Genomic DNA, 21,585 nt, shown 5'->3' on the forward strand with positions numbered 1-21,585 from the left:
CAAGACCGCCGAGACGGTCCCGGCCGCCGACGCCGCGCCCGAGGCCGCCGAAGCCACCGAGGCCAAGCCGCGTCGGCGTACCCGCAAGACCGCCGAGACGGTCCCGGCCGCCGACGCCGCGCCCGAGGCCGCCGAAGCCACCGAGGCCAAGCCGCGTCGGCGTACCCGCAAGACCGCCGAATCCGGCGTCGAGACGGTCGAGGGCGTGGCGGCACAGGCAGAGGCTCCGGCCAAGCCGCGGCGTACCCGCAAGGCCGTCGAGGCGGCTGTCGACACCGTCGAAGCCACCGAGGCCAAGCCCCGCCGCCGTACCCGCAAGGCCGCCGAGGCCGCCCCAGAGGCTGCCGTGGACGGTGCGGAGGTCGCCGCCGAGGTCACGCCCCGGCGCCGTACCCGCAAGGCCGCCGAGGCCGCGATTCCCGCGCAGGCCGCCGACGAGCCCGAGGCCAAGCCCCGGCGCCGTACGCGGAAGGCCGTCGCGGCGGAGGCGGAGATCCCGGCGCAGGCGGACGACGCCGCGGAGGCCAAGCCGCGACGGCGCACGCGCAAGGTCGCGGAGTCCGTGGAGGGCTGACACCCGCGGTGGGCCACCAGGCCACGGCACTGTTCATCGATGGCCCGCACCTGTCACACACAGGGGCGGGCCATCGGTGTTCTCTCCGCCCGGTACCCTCACCCCCATGAGCCGTCCCCCCAGCTTCACCCCGCCCCCCGGCGTCCGTGCGCGCCGGCTCGCCACCGAGCGGGGGGAGTTCGCCGTGCTCGAGGCCGACGCGGTGACGGCGCGAGTGGAGGGCACCGCCCTGCTGCTGCCCGGTTTCACCGGCAGCAAGGAGGACTTCCTCCTCCTGCAGCCGCTTCTCGCGGCGGCCGGATACCGGACCGTCGCCGTCGACGGGCGAGGGCAGTACGAGTCCCCCGGGCCGAAGGACGACGAGGCGCCGTACGCGCAGGCCGAACTGGCACGGGACGTGATCGCGCAGGCGCGCGCCGTCGGGGCGCCGGTGCATCTGCTCGGGCACTCTCTCGGCGGCCAGATCGCCCGGGCCGCCGTCCTCCTCGACCCCTCCCCGTTCCTCTCGCTCACCCTGATGGCCTCCGGCCCCGCCCAGATCTCCCTCCCCCAGCAGCAGCGCGTCAAGCTGCTGCACGACGCCCTCGCCGTCCTGGACATGGCCGGGGTCTGGGACGCCATCCAGGCCTTCGAACCGCCGGAGGACATCGACGCCGGGGACCTCGACGAGGGGCTCTCGGACGGAGAGGACCTGCGCCGCCGCTGGCTCCGCAACAGCCCCGCCCAGCTCCTCGCCACGGGACGCCAGCTGTGCGAGGAACCCGACCGCGTAGCCGAGCTCGCCACCGTCGGCCTGCCCGTGCACGTGCTGTCCGGCGACCGCGACGACACCTGGCCCGTCCCCCTGCTGGACGACATGGCGGACCGCCTCGGCGCTCACCGCACCGTCGTCCCGCACGCGGAGCACTCCCCCAACACGGATCAGCCGGAGGGGACGGCCCGCGCCCTCGCCGCCTTCTGGGACCGGCTCGTCCGACCTTGAGACTCCCCGGCTAGTACTGCGCCTGCAGGTGCTCCCAGAAGCCGTCCCGCAGGGCGCGGCGCAGGTCCGCCTGGCCGCGCAGCGAGTACTGCAGCAGACCCTCCGCCTCCACCAGCAGGTCCTGGTCGATGGAACCGGGCAGGTACGGGTGGCCGGGCAGCAGGTCGGCCAGCGAGTCCCGGCCGCGCTCGGCGAGCCACTTGGCGGCGACCTGCGCGCCCACGAAGCGGACGTCGTCACGGGTGGGGCGGGCCGTGGAGGTGGGCTCGTAGGTCGCGGCCGTGCGGCGGCTCACATACGGCTTGAAGAAGTCGAGTTCGAGGGTGCGCTGGCTGTCGACCTCCCACAGCAGCGGTTCCGCCTGGTTGCGGCCCTCGGGCGCCTCGATGCCCCACAGGTGCACCCGGGCCCCGTATCCCTGCGCCGCCTCCACCGCCGAGACCAGGTCCTCGTCGCCGCCGATGAGCGCGGCGTCGCTGATGGCCCGGTGCCGGGCCAGTGACTCGAGGTCGGTCCGGATGAGGGAGTCGACGCCCTTCTGCTGGTTGTTGGCGTTGAGGTTGCCGAGCCGTACCTTCACATCCGGGAGTTCGGCGATGGACTGCTGTTCGGCCGTGTGGATGCGGCGTCTGGCGCCGTCGTACCAGTACACGCGCAGCAACCGGCTGTCCGCGAAGACCTGGCGCGCCTTGTCGATGAGGGCGTCGATCAGTCCCTCGGCGTCGAGGTCGAAGGCCCGGCGGTCCTCGGTGCCGGCGACGAGCCGTCCGGCGGCGGCGTACAGGTAGCCGGCGTCGACGAAGATCGCATGAGTCGAGGGCGTCTTCGCCACCTCGGCGAGCATGCGCTGGAGCAGCTCGTTCGTTCGGTCGATGCGGGCGCCGAGCGCCGCCAGGTCGTCGTTCATATGCCTCCATTCTCTCGGCGGTCACGCTACGAACACAACCGATCCCAATCAGTGCTCCGTGAACACAATCCGCCGTCGCCTCGGTCGATTACCAGTCAGTAGTTAGAGACTCGAAAAATTTCCTTAGCGTAGGGAATGTTTGTAACAAGCATCCCGTTGACTACTCACAGGAGAGGGGCACAGACGCTCCGCACTCCGCTCGCCCAGTAGTTCTCCGCAGGAGGATGACCAGACGAAGGGAGAAGCCCATGCGCTTCGAAATCATGCGACTCGACGATGTCGACGGTACCCCCGTGGACACCACCGTCGTGGACGCCGCCTCCGTCAACCAGATCGTTCAGCAGGCCGCGGCCATCGGGCAACGGCTGTGGATCCGCCCGGCCGAGACGACCGCCTCGTAACGGCACCGACGACACACACTGCGTATACGACCTGCGTATACACGTAGACGACTTCGGAGCCCCGTACGGCATCGTGCCGTACGGGGCTCCGCGCGTTGCGGCGCCGGGCGGCGCCGGACCCGGGCAGTCAGGTTCCGTGGATGACCCGGGTGACACCGTTGATGATCTGCTGCACGGCGATCGCGGAGAGCATCATGCCCGCGAGCCGGGTCACGAGGACCACCCCGCCGTCCTTGATGACGCGGATGATCAGCAGTGAGTAGCGCATGACCAGCCACAGCACGACGTGGATCGCGAGGATCGCCGTCCACACCGACACCTGGGTGCTCAGGCTGTCCGCCTTCTGCACCGCGAGGATCACCGAGACGATCGCCCCCGGACCGGCCAGCAGCGGCATGCCGAGCGGCACCAGGGCCACGTTGACGTCCTTGGTCTGCTTCGGCTCGTCCGTCTTGCCGGTCAGCAGGTCGAGGGCGATCAGCAGGAGCAGCAGCCCGCCCGCGATCATCAGCGCGGGCACGGAGACATGCAGGTAGTTCAGGATCTGGTGGCCGAGCACACCGAACACGGCGATGACACCGCCGGCCACGCAGACGGCCTGGAAGGCCATGCGCTTCTGCACCTTGGCGGGGCGGCCGGCGGTGAGCGCGAGGAAGATCGGGGTGATCCCGGGGGGATCCATGATCACGAACAGGGTCAGGAACAGGGAACCGAAAACGGCGACGTCGAACATGGGTGCCTTGCGATGAGGTACGGACGAGCAACGAGCATGCGGCGACGGGCGTCCCGCGGCCGTCGGATGCCGTCGCGCGCGGAGGCGTGCGACGGCTGGACACGGTGGCGGGCGCCGGGTGCCTTGAAAAAGAGGAGAGGGCAGGTACGCGGGATCAGGCGTTGCGGGGTCCGCCGGTGCCCGGCACGGGGAACGCGCCGGTGGCCCGCCGGATGATCTCCCCGTAGACCTCCGGGTCGGTGGTGTACTCGCCGAGCACGCACGTCTTGCGGCTGCCGTGGTAGTCGGAGGAGCCGGTGACCAGCAGGCCCAGCTCGGCGGCGAGGCCGCGCAGCCGGGCCCGGGTCGCCGGGTCGTGGTCCATGTGGTCGACCTCGATGCCGTCGAGCCCGGCGGCGGCGAGGTCCGCGATGGCGGACTCCGGCACGGTCCGTCCCCGCTTGGCGGCGGCCGGGTGCGCGAAGACGGTCACTCCGCCCGCGGCCTTGACCAGCCGGATCGCCTCGAAGGGGTCGGTCTCGTGCTTCTGCACGTACGCGCGGCCGCCGTCGGCCAGCCACTCGGGCGTGAACGCGTCCGAGACGCTGCCGACCACGCCGAGTTCCACCAGGGCGGAGGCGATGTGCGGCCGTCCGACCGAGCCGTCGCCTGCGATGCGGGCCACCTGCTCCCAGGTGACCGGCGCGCCCAGCTCCCGCAGCTTGGCGATCATGGCGTGGGCGCGCGGTACGCGGTCGTCCCGCACCAGCTCGCGCTCGGCGAGCAGGTCGGGCTCCTCGGGATCGAACAGGTAGGCCAGCATGTGCATGCTGATGCCGTCGTAACGGCAGGAGAGTTCGGCGCCCGTGACGAGGGTCAGCCCCTCGGGCAGCGCCTCGATCGCCTCGGCGTGGCCGCGGGTGGTGTCGTGGTCGGTGAGCGCGACGACGTCCAGTCCGGCGGCAGCGGCGTTCCGCACCAGCTCGGCCGGGGTGTCCGTACCGTCGGACGCGGTGGAGTGGGTGTGCAGGTCGATGCGCACGACACGTACTCCAGGCGGTGACGGGACGGAAGGGGACGCTCAAGGATAACGGCAGTTCCGGGGCCCCTGTCACAGCCGCACAGCAGCTGCGCCCCCTACGGCGTTCCGCACCCTCCGGCGGCTCGTGTCACGGCTCGAGCAGGCGCGGCGACAACGCCCCGATCGGCAGGAGATCGAGCTCCGCGCCCGCGTCCCGCAGATCCGTCAGGACCAGCTCGTCGTACATCAGCAGGCCCGACTGTTCCGGCCAGACGACCGCCCACAGCCACAGGCCGCGCGCCTCGCCCGCGAAGACCGCGCGGTCGCTGGGGACGCCCGAGACGTGCCACAGCGGCGTGGGGCGGCCGACGGCGAGCACCTTGGCCTGAGGCGGTTTCTCCACGTTCAGGTACGGACCCGGGTCCGGCCCGTCGATGCCCGCGTACCGCGCACCGAGTCCGACCCCCAGTTCCTCCGCGACCAGGATCAGGTCGCCCACGCCGCCGAGCGGCCCCGGACCCGAGCAGGCCACAGCAGTGGCGCGGCCCCCACTGCGGTCGTCACCCGCGTAGGCCACACCCGTGAAGAGCCAGCCGACCGGCAGCGGCCACGGCATCCACACCGGCACCCGGGCGCGGTGCACCACGACGCTGAGGGCCTCGACGCTGGGCGGGATCACGGGCTGCAGCGGATGCACGGTGCCGTGCACATCGCACTGCCAGGAGTCGGAAAAGAGTCCGGGAGCCCTGACCCGGCCACCGCACTTCGGGCAACTGGGTTCGCCCCTCATAGGCCTCCACGGTCCTCCCCGTCCCGCGTCGCGTCAAGGACGATCACCCGTCCGGCGTGTACCCCTCACGCCCACTTCACCCGTGCCAGCTAGATGCCACTTGCACTAATTAGCACAGCTAACTTAATATGTGTATACACCAACTATCTGGCTTCGACTCTGCGAGGAGACGCATGAAGAGCACCACAGGAGGAGAACCCGCCACAGCAGCCGACGTGGACCCGTTCGACGCGGGAGCCGTCAGCATCCTGCGGCAGCCGAAGGCCGTGTGGGCGACCGCCGGAGCGTCCGTCGTCGCGTTCATGGGCATCGGGCTGGTCGACCCGATCCTGCCCTCCATCGCGAAGGGCCTTCAGGCGACACCCGGCCAGGTCTCCCTGCTGTTCACCTCGTACTTCCTGATCACCGCCATAGCGATGCTGGTCACCGGCTTCGTCTCCAGCCGCGTCGGCGGCCGCAAGACCCTGCTGCTCGGCCTCGCCTTCGTCGTGGTCTTCGCAGGCCTGGCGGGCACCTCGGGCTCGGTCGCCCAGCTCGTCGGCTTCCGGGCCGGCTGGGGCCTCGGCAACGCGCTCTTCGTCTCCACGGCCCTCGCCGTGATCGTCGGCGCGGCCGCCGGGGGCAGCGCCGCGGCCATCCTGCTGTACGAGTCCGCGCTCGGCCTCGGCATGGCCTGCGGCCCGCTGCTGGGCGCGCTGCTCGGGAACATCAGCTGGCGCTACCCGTTCTTCGGCACGGCCACGCTGATGGCGGTCGGCTTCCTGTGCATCACGGCGTTCCTGAAGGAGCAGCCGAGGCCCGCGCGGAAGACCTCGCTGCTGGACCCGATCAAGGCGCTCGGACACGGCGGTCTCGCCTCGGCGGCGGTCTCGGCGTTCTTCTACAACTACACGTTCTTCACCGTGCTGGCCTTCACGCCCTTCGTGCTGAACATGACGCCGTACAAATCGGGTGCCGTGTTCTTCGCCTGGGGTGTGCTGCTCGCCGTCTTCTCGGTGATCGTGGCGCCGCGCATGCAGGAGCGGTTCGGCTCACTGAAGGTGCTCGGCGGCTCGCTGGTGCTGCTCGCGGCGGACGTGGCCGTGCTCGGCTACGGCGACCACACCACCGCGATCGTCTGCACGATCCTGTCCGGCGCGTTCATCGGCGTGAACAACACGGTCTACACCGAGCTGGCCCTCGGCGTCTCGGACGCACCGCGTCCGGTGGCGAGCGCGGGCTACAACTTCGTGCGGTGGTTCGCGGCGGCTGCCGCGCCCTATCTCGCGCCGAAGATCGAGGAGTGGAGCGACATCCACATGCCGTTCGTGGCGGGAGCGCTGACGGCGCTCCTCGGGGCGGTCGTGGTCCTACTGCGGCGCAGGGCGCTCACGCACGAGGCGGAGGAACTCCAGCCGCGACACGCGACCGATGACGGTGTCACGGTCTTTGCCAAGTGACCGTCTCCGGCCGGGCGTTGGTGAGCTTGCTCACCTCCGGCCTCAGTCCAGCCGGACGGACCTGCGGGAGGGATCCCTCAGGTCCGTCCCGTTCGTCAGCCAGCGTTCCTGGAGGGCCCCTGCGCCGTGCACCCGCTTCCAGGCGGCCTCGTTCGGGGTCATCGGCAGCAGCGGCAGGAACCGTACGGAATCCAGCGGCTCGTCGAGTTCCAGGTCCTCGACCAGGCCACCGGGCTCGGCCACCAGGACGGAGGTGAACGGGGCGCCGGGCCACAGCGGTTCACCCACCTCCAGCGAGGCGCCGGGCGCCACGACCACGCCCTCGACCTGCGGGGACGCGGCGAGCACGGCGAGCGGGCGGAGCACCTTGTCGGTGTCGGCGAGGCCGCCGCGCACAGAGAGGACCAGCTCGGCGCGGGGTCCCTTGAGGGGGTCGGCGAGCATCGCGGTGGGGTCCGTCATGGGCTGTGCGGACATGCCGAGGGTGGCGTAGCGGACGATGTCGCCCTCGTGGAAGCGGAGCACCTCGATGCGGTTCGTGCCCAGGAAGGTGACCGCCGCACGCGCGTCCGGCTCGCCCAGCGCGGTGCGCAACCGGGCCTCGACCAGAGGAAGAACATCAACCATGCGGCGAGCATAGAACTCGTCAGCACCGGGCAAAGCGGCGCCTTGACACTTCTGTCGGCTGATACTCTTGGCCGGTGGTTTCGGGCAGCACGCAGTGGGGCACCTCCCAGGCCCTCGAGGCACTGGGGAAGCCCTGTCAGGCCCGGCACCCATGAGACTCCCCCAAGGGGGCACCCTCTAATCAGGGTATGGATCGTCCCTCACCAGGGACCGGCCGGAGGAGGTGGGGCTGTCATGGATCGAAGTCGACCGTGCAGTACCACCGGCTCTTCCAGCCGCTGACGCAGCTGTTCTGACTCCCGTCGGCTGTCACCTCTCGCGTCTCGCGTTCGCGTCGCCACGGAAGAGCACTTCGTTTCGCTTTGCCTGATCTGTCTGATCTCAGTCAGTAGCTGAATCAGCAGCGAAGCCCGCCACCGCGACGGTGCGGTGCTCCCCGCTTTGTGGACGTGCCAAACCTCCGCAGCCAGGACGTCCCCATTCCGGGTAGTTCCACCCGTTTTTCGTGGCCTTTCGCTGCTCGTTGCGAAGGAGCCCTGCCATGTCGATGATCCGTGACCTGCGCGCCGTGGTCCGCCCGACCCGCACCACCCCGCGGAAGGACAGCGGCGCGTACGACACCACGCGTGACCCCGCGACCCCGTCCGCCGTCGTCGACTGCGCCGTCTACCGCGACGGCGTCCGCGTCCAGACGCAAGCGCCGCTCTCCCCGCACGAGGCGATGCGGCTGGTGCGGCGCGACGGAGGGTTCGTGTGGATCGGGCTGCACGAGCCGACCGAGGCCGAATTCGCCGGTATCGCCCGCGAGTTCGGGTTGCACCCGCTGGCCGTCGAGGACGCGGTGCAGGCGCACCAGCGGCCCAAGCTGGAGCGGTACGACGACTCCCTCTTCACCGTCTTCAAGACCGTCCACTACGTCGAGCACGACCAGTTGACCGCCAACAGTGAGGTCGTCGAGACCGGCGAGGTGATGTGCTTCACCGGGCGGGACTTCTTCATCACGGTCCGGCACGGCGGGAAGGGCTCGCTCAGGACGCTGCGGCACCGGCTGCAGGACGAGCCCGAATTGCTCTCCAAGGGCCCCTCGGCGGTGCTGCACGCGATCGCCGACCACGTCGTGGACGGGTACATCGCGGTGGCCGACGCGCTGCAGGACGACATCGACGAGGTGGAGACCGAGGTGTTCTCGCCGGGCCGCAAGGGCACGCCGCGAGGCACGGACGCCGGCCGGATCTACCAACTCAAGCGCGAGGTCCTGGAGTTCAAGCGGGCGGTGGCGCCGCTGCTGCGGCCGATGCAGCTGCTGAGCGAGCGGCCGATGCGGCTGATCGACCCGGACATCCAGAAGTACTTCCGCGACGTCGCCGACCACCTCGCTCGCGTCAACGAGCAGGTGCTGGGCTTCGACGAACTGCTGAACTCGATCCTCCAGGCCAACCTGGCGCAGGCGTCCGTCGCACAGAACGAGGACATGCGGAAGATCACCGCGTGGGCGGCGATCATCGCCGTGCCGACGATGGTGTGCGGGGTGTACGGCATGAACTTCACGTACATGCCCGAGCTTCACTGGAAGTACGGCTACCCGGCGATCATGGGCATCACGGTGGGCATCTGCGTGGGCATCCACCGCATGCTGAAGCGGAACGGCTGGCTGTGAGGGGCGCCTGCCAGGTCCTGGCTAGTGCTGTGGCCGGAAAGGTTTGCCGGAAAGCTCGCGGCGTCCGGTGCTGGGGGCACCTCCCACGCCCTTCAGGCAGTGGGGGAGCATCGCAAGGCGGAGCGTCGCCCGCGTACCGGATGTACTCGGGCGATGCGACAACGCGGCGAGGTGCCGTGCCGGGCGTCGCGAGCCGGTGAACCTTTCCGGCCACAGCACTAGGCTGGGCGCATGACAAGCGAGCTGCTCGAGCGGGCCCTGGTCGAGGAGGCCACGAAGAAGTCGGGGCTGATCTGGGTCCAGGGCGCGGCGCCGGCCGCGCGTGCGCTGTGGCACGTGTGGTACGAGGGCGCGGCGTGCGTGGTGGGCGACGGACCCGGTGAGCAGCCGTTGGCCGGCCTGGTCGACGGCGGGGACGCGGTCGTGACGGTACGCAGCAAGGACAAGGGCGGCCGGATCGTCGCCTGGCCCGCGAGGGTGGTGGAGTTGGCGCCGGGGTCGCCCGAGTGGGAGGGCGCGGTCGCCGAGCTGAAGGGCAAGCGGCTGAACGCGCCCGACGGGGAGGAGATGCCGGAGCGGTGGCGCCGGGAGTGCCGGGTGCTCCGCCTGGAGCCGCAGGGGACGACGGTGCCGCTGCCGTCCGACTCCCAGGCCGCGCGCCCGGTCCCGACCTCGGCCACGACCCGCCGCCCGATCCCGGCGGCGCTGCCGCGGCTGCTGCGGCGCAAGCGCCACGGCTGACTTCCCCCCAGCGGCAGCAGGGCGGCCGCCCACAGCGGTAGCAGCCGGCGGCCGCAGTCGCGGCGGCTACGACGACGGCAACTGCTTCCCGTAGTCCACCGTCTGCTCCTTCGGTGGCTCCGCCAAGGTGAAGTCCTTCCCCCACTCCGACAGGCGGAGCGTCCCCGCGTTGCCGGCGCGGACCAGGAGCAGGGGATACGGGCTTCCCTCCAGGGAGACGTCCAGGCTGCCGCCGGCGCCCTTGTCGCCGGTGATGCGGATCGTGCGGACGCCGTTCTGCTCGTGGTGGCCGTCCGCCGCCAGCGCGCCGTGCAGGGCGAGGAGCCCGTCCAGCAGGACGTCCTTGTCGGTGAAGCCGCTGAAGCGCTGGTAGGCCGGGTCCTGCGAGGGCACCTTCACGTACTTCCCGTCCAGCTTGCCCGCCGCGGCCGCCGAGCCCCCGCCGCCCCCCGAGCCGTCCTGCTGGTTCCAGAACGCCGCGTCGGCCTTCAGGAACAGGTGCTTGCCCACCCGCAGCAGCCGGAACGTTCCGTTCTTCGAGGTGACCGACCCGCTGCCGCCCTCCCCCTTCAGCCGCATGTCCAGGGTGTAGGTGCCGCCGTTGCTGACCACGGTGCCGGACAGATGGACCGACGGCGCCGACTTGGCCGCCGTACGCGTCCGGCTCTGGATCTTGTCGGCGGGCAGTTTGCCGACCCCGTTGGTCCCGGCGTCCGGGTCACCACCGCCGCACCCCGCGAGCCCCGCCCCCGTCACGACCAGCGCGCACATCGCGCGCACCAGCGCGGCCCTGCGGTTACGGCCCGGGAGAATGGTGGTCACAGGCGGGGCTACCTCTCATACGGGAGTCCTGATCGGCGTACCGCAGAGTACCGGTGCCCGGGAGGCCTTCCCGAGCCGGTCCATCCGCACCCCCGCAAGGGCGCGGTGCACCGGGACGGGCTAGCCTGAAGCCCATCGTGAGCGGACGAAACGGCAGGAAAAGGAGGCGCGGGCATGGCCGCGAGCGCCCCTCGGATCTTCGTCTCACACCTGGCCGGGATCGCCGTCTTCGATCCCACCGGCGATCAGGTGGGGCGCGTGCGCGATCTGGTGGTCATGTTGCGGGTGGGCCGACGCCCCCCGCGGCTGCTGGGCCTTGTCGTCGAACTCGCCACCCGCCGCCGCATCTTCCTGCCCATGACCCGGGTGACCGGCATCGAGTCGGGCCAGGTCATCACCACCGGCGTGCTCAACGTGCGCCGCTTCGAGCAGCGGCCCACCGAGCGGCTCGTGTTCGGGGAGCTGCTCGACCGGCACGTCACGCTCGTCGAGACCGGTGAGGAGGTCACCGTCCTCGACCTGGCCGTGCAGCATCTGCCGGCCCGCCGCGACTGGGAGATCGACCGGGTCTTCGTACGCAAGGGGAGGAGCGGCGCGTTCCGGCGCAGCAAGGGCGCGACGCTGACGGTGGAGTGGTCGGCGGTCACCGGGTTCTCCCTGGAGGAGCACGGGCAGGGCGCCGAGAGCCTGCTGGCCACGTTCGAACAGCTGCGGGCCGCCGACCTCGCCAACGTCCTGCACCACCTGTCGCCCAAGCGCCGCGCGGAGGTCGCCGCCGCCCTCGACGACGACCGGCTCGCCGATGTGCTCGAAGAGCTCCCCGAGGACGACCAGATCGAGATCCTCGGCAAGCTGCAGGAGGAGCGCGCCGCGGACGTCCTGGAGGCGATGGACCCGGACGACGCCGCCGACCTGCTCGCCGAGCTGCCGGAGGAGGAGAAGGAGCGGTTGCTGAGCCTGATGCAGCCCGCCGACGCGGCAGACATGCGCCGTCTGATGGCGTACGAGGAGAAGACCGCGGGCGGCCTGATGACCACCGAGCCGATCGTGCTGCGGCCCGACGCCACCGTCGCCGACGCGCTCGCCCGGGTCCGCAACCCCGACCTGTCCCCCGCGCTCGCCGCGCAGGTGTACGTCTGCCGTCCGCCGGACGAGACGCCCACGGGCAAGTACCTGGGGACCGTGCACTTCCAGCGGCTGCTGAGGGACCCGCCGTACACCCTGGTCAGCTCGCTCGTCGACGACGACCTGCAGTCGCTCGCCCCCGGCGCGCCGCTGCCCGTGGTGGCCGGGTTCTTCGCGGCCTACGACATGGTCGCGGCGCCCGTCGTCGACGAGTCCGGCTCGTTGCTCGGCGCGGTGACCGTGGACGACGTACTGGACCACATGCTCCCCGACGACTGGCGCGAGACGGAGTTCCACCTGGACGAGGAGGGGGTCAGCGATGACGCCTGACCGCGAGAAGCTCCCCTCCGGTGCGACGGCCGCCACCCGGCGCCTCCGGCTCGACCAGCCGCAGCCACGCCGGCGCACCCGCATGCTGCCCGAGTGGGACCCGGAGGCCTTCGGACGCCTGTCCGAGCGCATCGCGCGCTTCCTGGGCACCGGGCGGTTCATCGTCTGGATGACAGGGGTCATCATCGTGTGGCTGGGCTGGAACATCATCGCCCCGGTCCACCTGCGCTGGGACCCGTACCCCTTCATCTTCCTGACACTGGTGCTGTCGCTGCAGGCCTCCTACGCCGCCCCGCTGATCCTGCTCGCCCAGAACCGCCAGGACGACCGTGACCGGGTGAACCTGGAGCAGGACCGCAAGCAGAACGAGCGGTCGATCGCGGACACCGAGTACCTGACCCGCGAGATCGCCGCGCTGCGCTCGGGCCTCGGCGAGGTCGCCACCCGGGACTGGATACGGTCCGAACTGCAGGACCTCATGAAGGAACTGGAGGACCGGCGGCGCTCCGACGGGCATGTCGTATTCCCGGCGGAACGGGCGCGCGGACGTGACGTAGACGACCGCTGACGGGCTTACCGTGCCCACCGCGGCGCGCCGTACCATCTCCTTATGGCTACGGAAGACGCGGTGCGCGAAGCGCTGGCGACGGTGAACGACCCCGAGATCCATCGACCCATCACCGAGCTGGGGATGGTCAAATCGGTGGAGATCGGCGCGGACGGAGCGGTCGCGGTCACCGTGTACCTGACGGTCTCCGGCTGCCCGATGCGCGACACGATCACTCAGCGCGTGACCGAGGCCGTCTCGCGCGTCGAGGGCGTCACCCGCGTCGACGTCACGCTCGATGTGATGAGCGACGAGCAGCGCCGCGAGCTGGCGACCGCGCTGCGCGGCGGACAGGCCGAGCGCGAGGTCCCCTTCGCCAAGCCGGGCTCGCTCACCCGGGTGTACGCGGTGGCCTCCGGCAAGGGCGGTGTCGGCAAGTCCTCGGTGACGGTGAACCTGGCGGCGGCGATGGCCGGCGACGGCCTGAAGGTCGGTGTCGTGGACGCCGACATCTACGGCCACAGCGTGCCGCGCATGCTGGGCGCGGACGGGCGCCCCACCCAGGTCGAGAACATGATCATGCCGCCGTCCGCGAACGGCGTGAAGGTCATCTCGATCGGCATGTTCACCCCGGGCAACGCCCCGGTCGTCTGGCGCGGCCCGATGCTGCACCGCGCGCTCCAGCAGTTCCTCGCGGACGTGTACTGGGGCGACCTGGACGTGCTGCTGCTCGACCTGCCGCCCGGCACCGGCGACATCGCCATCTCCGTGGCCCAGCTGGTCCCGAACGCCGAGATCCTGGTCGTGACGACCCCGCAGCAGGCGGCCGCCGAGGTGGCCGAGCGGGCGGGCTCGATCGCCGTGCAGACGCACCAGAAGATCGTGGGCGTGGTCGAGAACATGTCCGGCCTGCCCTGCCCGCACTGCGGCGAGATGGTCGACGTCTTCGGCACGGGCGGCGGCCAGCTGGTCGCCGACGGCCTCACCCGCACGACGGGTACGACGGTCCCGGTCCTCGGCAACATCCCCATCGACGTCCGCCTGCGTGAGGGCGGCGACGAGGGCAAGCCGGTGGTCCTCACGGACCCGGACTCCCCCGCGGGCTCGGCCCTGCGCGCGATCGCGGGCAAGCTCGGGGGACGGCAGCGGGGCCTGGCGGGGATGTCGCTGGGGATCACGCCGAGGAACAAGTTCTAGTCCCAGGGCTCGTACGACCAGGGGGCGCCGTCGGTGTGACGGCGCCCCCTCGTTCCACGCCCGGCCGAGCACCGCAGCGTCGTACATCCGCTAAGCGGCGTAAGCGGTGATGTCCTTGATCACGGCGAAGCCCAAACCGTACGCGCTCATGCCTCTGCCGTACGCCCCGATGTGCACCCCGGCCTCCGTGGCCCCCGCGAGCACCCAGCCGAACTCGGACTCCCGGTAGTGGAACGGCGTCGGCACCCCGTCCACCGGCAGGGACAGCGTCGACCACGCGGGCCCGGCCAGGTCGTCCGCGAGAACCCACGCCGTCTCCGTCTGCTGGTCCAGCCAGTCGTCACGCAGGGTGTGGTCCATCTGGCCCGGCCAGGTGAACGACAGCAGCCCCACGCCCGCCAGCCACGCCGCGGACGAGACCGATGTGGCCTCCAGCACGCCGGTGCCGTCCGGGCTTCGCCGCACGGGGTTCTCGGCGACGGTGACCACGACCGCGAACCGGTCCTTGTCCTCGGTGGCCTCGTTGCGCACGGACGGCTCGTCCCCGTGTCCGATGGACCCGTGTTCCACCGTCCCGTCCGCCGCGGTGCCCACCTGCATCAGCCAGCGCGGCCCCGTGAACGCCTCGTCGAGGCCGTACCACGGGAAGGGTGCCCGGAGATAGCCGTCGACCGTGCGGCGGGCGGAGGGGAGCTGTGGTCCGCCCTCCGCGGCCGACGCCTGCGCGTCCACCCGACTCGTCGTCTCCATCTGCCCGGACGCCTCCTCGCTCTCGTCGGACCCGAGCGGCCCGCCCCCCACGGGCGTCCTCGCTCCCAAACGGTCCGCACAACAACTGGGCAGCATAGCCACAGCGCTCCGAACAGCAGGGAAACGCCCGGCGCTTACCACCCCCGCGCGCGGCGCGATACGGCCGTACGCACGCCGATGGGCGTATGGCCTGCGTCACGTCAGACGGGCACGCTGGGCGCCGGGCCGGACGTGGCCCGCGGGGCTCAGGTGGCGTCCGCGTCGAAGGGCGGGCGCTCGTCGGGGTCGGCGCTCGTGGGCTTCTTCGTCATGTCGACGGTGCCGGAGGACGTCGGCGAGGAGGCGGACGACTCGGACTCGCGGCCGTGGACCGCGTCCGTGACCTCGGCCATCTCCTTCTTCAGGTCGAAGCCGTTGCGGATCTCCCTCAGCCCCAGGTCGTCGTTGTCCAGCTGCTTGCGGATGAACGTCTTGGGGTTGAGGTCCTCGAACTCGAAGTCCTTGAACTCCGGACCCAGTTCGTTGCGGATGTCCTGCTTGGCACTCTCCGAGAACTCGCGGATCTTGCGGATGGTGCGCGCGACGTCCTGGATCATCTTGGGGAGCTTGTCCGGACCGAAGACGAGCACGGCGATGACCACGATCGTGACCAGCTCGAGCGGTCCTATGTCATTGAACACCTGAAGCTCCTTGCGATGTCCTCGGTCCTCGGCCCTCGGTGGTCTGTGCGGGTCTTCCGTGGTCCGGGCCGGGTCCACGGTACCCGGCGTTCCTGCCGTACCGGTACTGTCCCGGCACACCGGCCGCGTGTACACGGCGGGTTTTCCGGGTTGTTTGCCTTCTCGGGCGGGTTTCGTCCCACCATTGCGGGGTTCGCGTCAGCTGCCGTCCGCCGAGCCGAGGACGAGCGTGATCGTCCGTTCGGCGCCGCCGCGGACGACGGTCAGCTCCAGACGGTCGCCGGGGCGGTGGGCACGGGTCCTGATGATCAGCTCCTCCCCGGAGTGGACACGCACGCCGTCGACCTCCGTGATGACGTCGCCGGGCTTGATGCCGGCCTTGTCGCCCGCACCGCCCCGGGTGACGGCGGGGCCTCCGCCGGCGCCCTTGGCGCCGACCCGGGCGCCGTCTCCCGTGTAGCTCATGTCGAGCGTGACGCCGATCACCGGGTGGGTGGCCTTGCCGGTGTTGATCAGCTCCTCCGCGACGCGCTTGGCCTGGTTGACGGGGATGGCGAAGCCGAGCCCGATGGAACCCGCCTGTTGGCTGCTCTGGTCGGATCCGCTGCCGGCCGAACGGATGGCGGAGTTGATGCCGACGACACGGCCCTTGCCGTCGAGGAGGGGACCGCCGGAGTTGCCCGGGTTGATCGGGGCGTCGGTCTGCAGGGCGTCGACGTACGACACGTCGCCGCCGTCGCCCTTCTGGCCGCCGGCGGTGATGGGCCGTTCCTTGGCGCTGATGATGCCGGAGGTGACGGTGCCGGCGAGGTCGAAGGGCGCGCCGATGGCGACGACGGGATCACCGACCTCGACGTTGTCGGAGTTGCCGAGCGGCAGGGGGGTGAGGCCACGGACGCCGGTGACCTTGACGACCGCGAGGTCGTAGCCGGTGTCATGGCCCACGACGGTGGCCTTGGCACTCTGGCCGCCGTTGAACGTCACCGTTATCTCGCCACCGGCTGCCGCGGGTTGGACGACATGGTTGTTGGTGAGGATGTGTCCGCGCCCGTCGAGGACGAAGCCGGTCCCGGTGCCCTCCTCGGAGGTGCCCTTGACGTGCAGGGTGACGACGCTGGGCAAAGCCCGTGCGGCGATCCCGGCAACGCTGTCCGGGGCGCGCCCCGCGGGCTCCTTCCCGGCCTGCGGCAGCCGCACCTCCCCGATGCCACCGTCCCGCTCCCACGCGGCGCCGACGACACCGCCGACCCCTCCGGACAGGAGCGCGATCAGCACGCCGGCGAGAACGAGCGCCTTCCGCCCGCTCCCCCGCCGCTGCTCCGTGCCGGGCAGCGCGGTGCCGTTGTGCTGGAAGGGGGCTCGGGGCGCCCACGGGTCGTAGTTCTGCCAGGGGGGAGGGGACGAGGGGGCACCGCTCGGGTCGGTGGAACCGCCCGGCACCGGTGCGGCGGGCGGCACCGGCATCGCGGCCGTGCCGGGCACGGGCGCGTCCGGAGGCGCGGGCGTGCTCCGCGGGGCGGCGCCGTGCGGGGACGCCGCCGGGTGCTGGACCGGTGGGGCGGGCGCCCAGGGGCCCGGTTCGCCGTAGGGCGGGGTGTTGTAGGGGTCGGGATCGTGAAGGGCCCTGGCGCGACCGTCGAGTGCGTCGGCGGGCGCGTCGCCGCTCCGCCGAGGGTCGGTGTGCCCGGCAGAACCCTCCTGCGCCGCGCCCACGACGGCCGGGCGCTCCAGCTCGAAGTCGCCGTCCCCGTCGGCCGTCGCGTGCTCCGCGAGGATGTCGCCCGCGTCCCCGGTCCCCGCCACGGCCGGGCGCTCCAGCTCGAAGTCGCCCTCGGCGTCGGCGTCGGTCTCACCGCGGGGGCGTACCCCGGCGGGGGCGGGCAGCTCGAAGTCGCCGCCGGACTCTCCGCCCGTCGCCGTACCGCCGTTCGTCGGCCCCTCGGCGTCGTGCGCCGCTCCGGACCCGCTCGCCCCCTGCTCCGGTCCCGCCGCAGGGACCGGCTTCCCCTCGTTCATGGTCTCCCTACACCCGCCGGCGGCACCTGGTGCCGCGGATTCCACGCCCGGACCGCTTGCGCGGGCGCGGGCACCATGGATTCAACCAGGTTCCCCGCGCGGCCGCGCGGCCGCTCAGTGGCCGGTGTTCGAGGAGGGCGAGGGCGTGCGGGACGGGGACGGCACCGGGCCGGCCAGCAGGCCGGGGGCCGTGAGCCGAGGGGCGGTCGGCAGTGTGAACGGGCCGGTCTCGGTGAGCGGGCGTATGAGCGGGGACATCGCCGCCGCCCCGGCCACCACGGGAGCGGTCAGCGCGCGGATCTCCGAGACGTCCTGAATGCCGGGAGCGGGCACTGCGGGCAGCAGCGGCGCCGAGGACTGCGTGGGCGCGACGGGCGTCCGGTCGAGTGCGCGCTGCCCGAGCAGCGCTCCGGTGGATCGCCGCCGCTGCGCCTCGGGCGATGTGACACCGCCCGTACCCGGTGAGCGCATCGGGGTCACGCTCTTGGCCCCGGAACCGCCGCGCGCCTCCACGCCGGTGTCACCGCCCACGCCGGACACGCCGCCGAGCGCCAGCGCTGCCAGCGAGACGGCGCCGGCGGCGACGAACACGAAACGCCGCCCACGGGACGCCGGCCGCTCGCTCTCCTGCCGGCCGACGGGATGGATACGGAAGCCGCCGTCCTCCGGGAGGACACGGTCCCCGGGGAGGGCGCGGCTGTCGGAGGGCGACAGTGCCGCGGCGTGCAGGCCCGGGGGGACGTAGCCGAACGGCTCACCCCTCACTCCGAAGACGCCGGGCCGCGCGGGCAGTCCGGCGCTGCTCTGGATTCTTCTGCCGAATCCACCCCCGCCGAGCGGCGTGCCACCGCCGTCGATGTCACCTCCCGCGGGCAGGCCCAGACCCTGGAGGCGGGCCAGGAAGCTCTCGGAGGGCGGCGGCGGGGCCGCCTCGGCGAAGACGTTCTTCAGCCGGCGCTGGGCGTCGGCCTCGGCCTTGCACTTCGCGCACGTGGCCAGATGGGCCAGCACGCGCTCGCGCGTCTCATGACCGAGCTCTCCGTCCACCAGGGCGGAGAGGCGGTCTCCCAGGTGCTGCTCTGCCGGTGTGGGGCGACGGGATCCACTCACGCGGTCGCGCCCCCTCCCCCCAGCGCGGGCACCCGGGGCACGAAGGAGCGGCGCTCGGCCGTGCGGGCCTGAGGCGCCCGGTGGGCGAGCGCCTTGCGCAGCTGCGAGCGGCCGCGGTGGATCCGGGAGCGCACCGTGCCGAGCTTGACGCCCAGGGTCGCGGCGATCTCCTCGTAGGACAGCCCTTCGATGTCGCACAGGACGACGGCCGCGCGGAACTCGGGCGCGAGCGTGTCCAGCGCCTGCTGGACGTCCGCGTCGAAGTGCGCGTCGTGTAGGACCTGCTGCGGCGTCGGCTCACGGCTCGCCAGGCGCTCCGCCGCGTCCTCGCCGAGCGCGTCGAAGCGGATGCGCTGCTTGCGGCGGACCATGTCCAGGAAGAGGTTCGTGGTGATGCGGTGCAGCCAGCCCTCGAACGTGCCGGGCGTGTACGTCGACAGGGAGCGGAAGACCCGTACGAAGACCTCTTGGGTCAGGTCCTCGGCGTCGTGCTGGTTTCCGGTCAGGCGATACGCCAGCCGGTAGACCCGGCCGCTGTGAGTGCTGACGATCTCCTCCCAGGTGGGCGGAGTCCACGCCTGCGCGTCCGCGTCGGTGGCGAAGGTCGCGATCTGCGCGGTGTCGGCAGCGTGGTGGGTGTCAGCGATGTCGGTCACGGATTTCGGCTCACCCGATGACCTGAGAAGGAGCCGTAGCACCCTTCCCCGATCCGCAGGCACAGCCGCACCTCCCCTGTCGGCTCTGGTGGTGTCCAGTGGAGCCCCTACCATAGCCACCTCGCCCGTTAGCTCCGGATAAGCGGTTTTACGAGAATTTGATGCCCGCTGATACGGCTGCGTCAGCACTTGCTCGGCACCCACGTCCACGCGTCTGTCCCGGTCCTTCCCCGCGCCCTCTTCCCACTCTCCTCAACGCCCGGTCCCATCTGCGGGTTCCCGCCGTCAACGGATACAGTCACGCCCAAGCAATCACGGGGACAGGAGAGGGTCATTACCGGCAACCGGCAGACGAGCTGGGCGTTCGCCGACGCCTATGTCGCCGAGGACGACGCACTGCGCTGGGCCCGGGAACGGGCCCGTGAAGCAGGGCTGCGCTCGGTGTCGCCCGGCACGGGCGCCGCGCTGCGCATGCTGGCCGCCACCGTGGACGCCAAGGCGGTGGCGGAGATCGGGACGGGATGCGGTGTCTCCGGGATCCATCTGCTGCACGGCATGCGGCCGGACGGCGTGCTGACCACGGTGGATCCGGAGCCGGAGCACCAGCAGTCCGCCCGCCAGGCCTTCCGCGCCTCCGGCTTCGCCAGCAACCGGGCCCGCTTCATCCCGGGCCGCGCCCTGGAGGTCCTGCCGCGGCTCGCGGACGCCGGCTACGACCTCGTCTTCTGCGACGGCGACCGGCTCGAGGTGCTCGACTACCTCGCCGAAGCGTTGCGTCTGCTGCGGCCCGGCGGGCTCGTCGTCTTCGAGGGCGCCTTCGCCAACGGCCGCACGGTCGGCTCGGGGCCGCAGCCCACCGAGGTGCTGCGGCTGCGGGAGCTGCTGCGCACGGTGCGGGAGAGCCCCGACCTCGTGCCCTCGCTGCTCCCGGTGGGGGACGGACTGTTGTGCGCGGTCAGGCGGTGAGCACGGCCGTGGGGGCAGGGGCGGACGCGCCGTCCGGGTCGAAGCACCCCCCAAAAGCGCCCTGGAAAAAGTCGAAGCACCCCCGCGAAGCCCCTGGAAAAAGCGGTCCCCGGCACCGCGTACGATGCCGGGGCAGCTGAAATCCGGGGTCTGCCGCGTCAGCCGACGACCTTCTTGAGGGCGTCGCCGAGCGCGTCGGCCTCGTCCGGGGTCAGCTCGACGACGAGCCGACCGCCGCCTTCGAGCGGAACGCGCATGACGATGCCCCGCCCCTCCTTGGTCACCTCGAGCGGGCCGTCGCCCGTCCGCGGCTTCATGGCCGCCATGCTCGTTCCCCTTCCTGAAACCAGCTCATCGTCAGCCGACGGCCCCTTGAAGGGCACGCGACCCTTCACAGGACGCGCGGCACCGGCATCGAACACATTGCTTCCAGGCCATTATCCCGCATCTCATGACCCGATGACCAACATCAGTCGGCATCGCTTGGGCAACACGCGCGAGCAAAACCACTCAATTCGCCGATGTGACTGTGATACTTCGCCCGCGCACGGACATCCGCCGACCGGATCCCTGCGGGAATTCTTTGACCCAGGTCACACCTACGGGCCGTTCCACGGACGGTGATCTCGGCCATGCTGTCCTTCGGACGCGGGCGTACCGGCCGGTACGCCCCAGGCACGACACCGGAGGGGACCACCATGGCCGACACCGTGCTCTACGAGGTGAGCGACGGACTCGCGACGATCACGCTGAACCGTCCCGAGGCGATGAACGCGCTGAACATCGCGACCAAGGTCGCCCTCCGGGACGCGGTGCGGTCCGCGGCGGACGACGGCTCCGTACGCGCGATCCTCCTCACCGCCGCCGGGGACCGGGCGTTCTGTGTGGGGCAGGACCTCAAGGAGCACATCGGGCTGCTGGCCGCCGACCGGGAGACCGGCTCGGGCCAGACGATGAGCACGGTCCGGGAGCACTACAACCCGATCGTCCGGGCGCTGGCGGGTGCGCCCAAGCCGGTGGTGGCCGCGGTGAACGGGGTCGCGGCCGGGGCCGGCTTCGGCTTCGCTCTGGCCGCGGACTACCGGATCGTGTCGGGCACCGCATCCTTCAACACGTCGTTCGCGGGGGTCGCGCTGACGGCCGATTCGGGCGTCTCCTGGACGCTGCCTCGCGTGGTCGGTCCCGGGCGCGCGGCCGACCTGCTGCTCTTCCCGCGCAGCATCGGCGCCCAGGAGGCGTTGGAGCTGGGCATCGCGAACCGGGTCGTCCCCGCCGACGAGCTGCGGACGGAGGCGGAGAAGGTGGCCGTGGCGCTCGCCGAGGGGCCGACGGTGGCGTACGCGGCGATCAAGGAGGCGGTGGCCTACGGGCTGACCCACTCCTTGGAGGACGCCCTGGAGAAGGAGGACGAGCTGCAGGCACGGGCGGGCTCGTCCGAGGACCACGCCATCGCGGTAGAGGCGTTCGTGAACAAGGAGAGGCCGAAGTACCTGGGCCGGTAGGTCTGCGACTGAGGTCGCCGCGCGCCGCCCCGG

At 71.4% G+C, this 21,585-nt stretch carries 22 protein-coding genes and 1 pseudogene; 11 read left to right on the forward strand and 12 right to left on the reverse strand.

The window, feature by feature from the left end; translation table 11 throughout:
* Together ACZ7L1_RS05200 and ACZ7L1_RS05205 are read left to right on the forward strand one after the other, a co-directional pair.
* Window positions 1-574, forward strand: a pseudogene (locus ACZ7L1_RS05200) (DEAD/DEAH box helicase); the annotation flags it as partial.
* 106 nt (window positions 575-680) lie between these two features.
* Window positions 681-1,556, forward strand: coding sequence for an alpha/beta fold hydrolase (locus tag ACZ7L1_RS05205; protein WP_471434333.1), 876 nt, complete (start codon window positions 681-683; stop codon window positions 1,554-1,556).
* A gap of 10 nt (window positions 1,557-1,566) precedes the next feature.
* Here the strand turns inward: ACZ7L1_RS05205 and ACZ7L1_RS05210 are convergent, their stop codons facing one another.
* Window positions 1,567-2,463 carry an NYN domain-containing protein gene (locus ACZ7L1_RS05210; protein ID WP_471434334.1) on the reverse strand — a complete coding sequence of 299 codons (897 nt, stop codon included), beginning with the start codon at window positions 2,461-2,463 and terminating at the stop codon, window positions 1,567-1,569.
* A gap of 248 nt (window positions 2,464-2,711) precedes the next feature.
* Between ACZ7L1_RS05210 and ACZ7L1_RS05215 the strand changes: the two genes are divergently transcribed.
* On the forward strand, window positions 2,712-2,864 hold the full coding sequence (locus ACZ7L1_RS05215; RefSeq protein WP_200419162.1) for a hypothetical protein: 153 nt from the start codon (window positions 2,712-2,714) through the stop codon (window positions 2,862-2,864).
* Window positions 2,865-2,991: 127 nt separating this feature from the next.
* Here the strand turns inward: ACZ7L1_RS05215 and ACZ7L1_RS05220 are convergent, their stop codons facing one another.
* The 3 genes from ACZ7L1_RS05220 to ACZ7L1_RS05230 form a co-directional block, all read right to left on the reverse strand.
* A complete protein-coding gene (locus ACZ7L1_RS05220) occupies window positions 2,992-3,597 on the reverse strand; it encodes a MarC family protein (protein WP_471434335.1) in 606 nt (201 codons plus the stop codon).
* Between the two features lie 154 nt (window positions 3,598-3,751).
* On the reverse strand, window positions 3,752-4,618 hold the full coding sequence (locus tag ACZ7L1_RS05225; RefSeq protein WP_471434336.1) for a PHP domain-containing protein: 867 nt from the start codon (window positions 4,616-4,618) through the stop codon (window positions 3,752-3,754).
* Between the two features lie 127 nt (window positions 4,619-4,745).
* Window positions 4,746-5,387 carry a DUF6758 family protein gene (locus ACZ7L1_RS05230; protein ID WP_471434337.1) on the reverse strand — a complete coding sequence of 214 codons (642 nt, stop codon included), beginning with the start codon at window positions 5,385-5,387 and terminating at the stop codon, window positions 4,746-4,748.
* A 173-nt stretch (window positions 5,388-5,560) separates the two neighbouring features.
* Between ACZ7L1_RS05230 and ACZ7L1_RS05235 the strand changes: the two genes are divergently transcribed.
* Complete coding sequence (locus ACZ7L1_RS05235) at window positions 5,561-6,826, forward strand: MFS transporter (protein WP_471434339.1); 1,266 nt, start codon at window positions 5,561-5,563, stop codon at window positions 6,824-6,826.
* Between the two features lie 42 nt (window positions 6,827-6,868).
* Here ACZ7L1_RS05235 and ACZ7L1_RS05240 read toward each other — a convergent pair whose 3' ends face one another.
* Window positions 6,869-7,453, reverse strand: coding sequence for a suppressor of fused domain protein (locus ACZ7L1_RS05240; protein ID WP_471434340.1), 585 nt, complete (start codon window positions 7,451-7,453; stop codon window positions 6,869-6,871).
* A 541-nt stretch (window positions 7,454-7,994) separates the two neighbouring features.
* Here ACZ7L1_RS05240 and ACZ7L1_RS05245 point away from each other — a divergent pair.
* The gene (locus ACZ7L1_RS05245; protein ID WP_471434342.1) at window positions 7,995-9,110 is read left to right on the forward strand and encodes a magnesium and cobalt transport protein CorA; all 1,116 of its coding nucleotides are present in this window, start codon (window positions 7,995-7,997) and stop codon (window positions 9,108-9,110) included.
* A 231-nt stretch (window positions 9,111-9,341) separates the two neighbouring features.
* The gene (locus ACZ7L1_RS05250; protein WP_471434343.1) at window positions 9,342-9,851 is read left to right on the forward strand and encodes a hypothetical protein; all 510 of its coding nucleotides are present in this window, start codon (window positions 9,342-9,344) and stop codon (window positions 9,849-9,851) included.
* A gap of 66 nt (window positions 9,852-9,917) precedes the next feature.
* Here the strand turns inward: ACZ7L1_RS05250 and ACZ7L1_RS05255 are convergent, their stop codons facing one another.
* Window positions 9,918-10,673: a hypothetical protein gene (locus ACZ7L1_RS05255; RefSeq protein WP_471434344.1), complete on the reverse strand. Its 756-nt coding sequence runs from the start codon at window positions 10,671-10,673 to the stop codon at window positions 9,918-9,920.
* A 174-nt stretch (window positions 10,674-10,847) separates the two neighbouring features.
* Between ACZ7L1_RS05255 and ACZ7L1_RS05260 the strand changes: the two genes are divergently transcribed.
* Genes ACZ7L1_RS05260 through ACZ7L1_RS05270 form a run of 3 tightly spaced genes read left to right on the forward strand, consistent with a single transcriptional unit; the run spans window position 10,848 to window position 13,872 of the window.
* Window positions 10,848-12,128, forward strand: coding sequence for a magnesium transporter MgtE N-terminal domain-containing protein (locus ACZ7L1_RS05260; protein WP_471434346.1), 1,281 nt, complete (start codon window positions 10,848-10,850; stop codon window positions 12,126-12,128).
* Window positions 12,118-12,696 carry a DUF1003 domain-containing protein gene (locus tag ACZ7L1_RS05265; RefSeq protein ID WP_471434348.1) on the forward strand — a complete coding sequence of 193 codons (579 nt, stop codon included), beginning with the start codon at window positions 12,118-12,120 and terminating at the stop codon, window positions 12,694-12,696. The genes ACZ7L1_RS05260 and ACZ7L1_RS05265 overlap by 11 nt, the downstream gene beginning before the upstream one ends.
* Before the next feature lie 42 nt (window positions 12,697-12,738).
* Window positions 12,739-13,872 carry an Mrp/NBP35 family ATP-binding protein gene (locus ACZ7L1_RS05270; RefSeq protein WP_471434350.1) on the forward strand — a complete coding sequence of 378 codons (1,134 nt, stop codon included), beginning with the start codon at window positions 12,739-12,741 and terminating at the stop codon, window positions 13,870-13,872.
* A 90-nt stretch (window positions 13,873-13,962) separates the two neighbouring features.
* Here ACZ7L1_RS05270 and ACZ7L1_RS05275 read toward each other — a convergent pair whose 3' ends face one another.
* The 5 genes from ACZ7L1_RS05275 to sigE all read right to left on the reverse strand — a co-directional run bounded on the left by ACZ7L1_RS05275 (window position 13,963) and on the right by sigE (window position 19,126).
* On the reverse strand, window positions 13,963-14,622 hold the full coding sequence (locus ACZ7L1_RS05275) for a hypothetical protein (protein WP_471434351.1): 660 nt from the start codon (window positions 14,620-14,622) through the stop codon (window positions 13,963-13,965).
* A 245-nt stretch (window positions 14,623-14,867) separates the two neighbouring features.
* Entirely contained in the window at window positions 14,868-15,302 is a 435-nt protein-coding gene (locus ACZ7L1_RS05280; RefSeq protein ID WP_471434352.1) for a sec-independent translocase, read from the reverse strand.
* A 198-nt stretch (window positions 15,303-15,500) separates the two neighbouring features.
* Window positions 15,501-17,318 carry a S1C family serine protease gene (locus tag ACZ7L1_RS05285; protein WP_471434353.1) on the reverse strand — a complete coding sequence of 606 codons (1,818 nt, stop codon included), beginning with the start codon at window positions 17,316-17,318 and terminating at the stop codon, window positions 15,501-15,503.
* A 114-nt stretch (window positions 17,319-17,432) separates the two neighbouring features.
* Window positions 17,433-18,428: an anti-sigma factor family protein gene (locus tag ACZ7L1_RS05290; RefSeq protein ID WP_471434355.1), complete on the reverse strand. Its 996-nt coding sequence runs from the start codon at window positions 18,426-18,428 to the stop codon at window positions 17,433-17,435.
* Window positions 18,425-19,126, reverse strand: coding sequence for an RNA polymerase sigma factor SigE (gene sigE / locus ACZ7L1_RS05295; protein ID WP_446792113.1), 702 nt, complete (start codon window positions 19,124-19,126; stop codon window positions 18,425-18,427). The genes ACZ7L1_RS05290 and sigE overlap by 4 nt, the downstream gene beginning before the upstream one ends.
* Window positions 19,127-19,351: 225 nt before the next feature.
* On the opposite strand from sigE, the gene ACZ7L1_RS05300 reads away from it, so the two are divergent.
* Window positions 19,352-20,050 carry an O-methyltransferase gene (locus ACZ7L1_RS05300; RefSeq protein WP_471434864.1) on the forward strand — a complete coding sequence of 233 codons (699 nt, stop codon included), beginning with the start codon at window positions 19,352-19,354 and terminating at the stop codon, window positions 20,048-20,050.
* A 158-nt stretch (window positions 20,051-20,208) separates the two neighbouring features.
* Here the strand turns inward: ACZ7L1_RS05300 and ACZ7L1_RS05305 are convergent, their stop codons facing one another.
* Window positions 20,209-20,376 carry a DUF3117 domain-containing protein gene (locus ACZ7L1_RS05305; RefSeq protein WP_003966491.1) on the reverse strand — a complete coding sequence of 56 codons (168 nt, stop codon included), beginning with the start codon at window positions 20,374-20,376 and terminating at the stop codon, window positions 20,209-20,211.
* 372 nt (window positions 20,377-20,748) lie between these two features.
* On the opposite strand from ACZ7L1_RS05305, the gene chcB reads away from it, so the two are divergent.
* Window positions 20,749-21,552, forward strand: coding sequence for a 2-cyclohexenylcarbonyl CoA isomerase (gene chcB / locus ACZ7L1_RS05310; RefSeq protein ID WP_471434357.1), 804 nt, complete (start codon window positions 20,749-20,751; stop codon window positions 21,550-21,552).
* Window positions 21,553-21,585: the final 33 nt, after the last annotated feature.

The sequence above is a fragment of the Streptomyces sp. NPDC107546 genome, assembly GCF_055639175.1.

What these genes read in the sequence shown, in the direction of transcription:
- ACZ7L1_RS05205 (WP_471434333.1), top strand. Translation starts at nt 681, where the DNA reads ATGAGCCGTCCCCCCAGCTTCACCCCGCCCCCCGGCGTCCGTGCGCGC.
- ACZ7L1_RS05210 (WP_471434334.1), bottom strand. Translation starts at nt 2,463, where the DNA reads ATGAACGACGACCTGGCGGCGCTCGGCGCCCGCATCGACCGAACGAAC.
- ACZ7L1_RS05215 (WP_200419162.1), top strand. Translation starts at nt 2,712, where the DNA reads ATGCGCTTCGAAATCATGCGACTCGACGATGTCGACGGTACCCCCGTG.
- ACZ7L1_RS05220 (WP_471434335.1), bottom strand. Translation starts at nt 3,597, where the DNA reads ATGTTCGACGTCGCCGTTTTCGGTTCCCTGTTCCTGACCCTGTTCGTG.
- ACZ7L1_RS05230 (WP_471434337.1), bottom strand. Translation starts at nt 5,387, where the DNA reads ATGAGGGGCGAACCCAGTTGCCCGAAGTGCGGTGGCCGGGTCAGGGCT.
- ACZ7L1_RS05235 (WP_471434339.1), top strand. Translation starts at nt 5,561, where the DNA reads ATGAAGAGCACCACAGGAGGAGAACCCGCCACAGCAGCCGACGTGGAC.
- ACZ7L1_RS05240 (WP_471434340.1), bottom strand. Translation starts at nt 7,453, where the DNA reads ATGGTTGATGTTCTTCCTCTGGTCGAGGCCCGGTTGCGCACCGCGCTG.
- ACZ7L1_RS05245 (WP_471434342.1), top strand. Translation starts at nt 7,995, where the DNA reads ATGTCGATGATCCGTGACCTGCGCGCCGTGGTCCGCCCGACCCGCACC.
- ACZ7L1_RS05250 (WP_471434343.1), top strand. Translation starts at nt 9,342, where the DNA reads ATGACAAGCGAGCTGCTCGAGCGGGCCCTGGTCGAGGAGGCCACGAAG.
- ACZ7L1_RS05260 (WP_471434346.1), top strand. Translation starts at nt 10,848, where the DNA reads ATGGCCGCGAGCGCCCCTCGGATCTTCGTCTCACACCTGGCCGGGATC.
- ACZ7L1_RS05265 (WP_471434348.1), top strand. Translation starts at nt 12,118, where the DNA reads ATGACGCCTGACCGCGAGAAGCTCCCCTCCGGTGCGACGGCCGCCACC.
- ACZ7L1_RS05270 (WP_471434350.1), top strand. Translation starts at nt 12,739, where the DNA reads ATGGCTACGGAAGACGCGGTGCGCGAAGCGCTGGCGACGGTGAACGAC.
- ACZ7L1_RS05275 (WP_471434351.1), bottom strand. Translation starts at nt 14,622, where the DNA reads ATGGAGACGACGAGTCGGGTGGACGCGCAGGCGTCGGCCGCGGAGGGC.
- ACZ7L1_RS05285 (WP_471434353.1), bottom strand. Translation starts at nt 17,318, where the DNA reads ATGAACGAGGGGAAGCCGGTCCCTGCGGCGGGACCGGAGCAGGGGGCG.
- ACZ7L1_RS05305 (WP_003966491.1), bottom strand. Translation starts at nt 20,376, where the DNA reads ATGGCGGCCATGAAGCCGCGGACGGGCGACGGCCCGCTCGAGGTGACC.
- chcB (WP_471434357.1), top strand. Translation starts at nt 20,749, where the DNA reads ATGGCCGACACCGTGCTCTACGAGGTGAGCGACGGACTCGCGACGATC.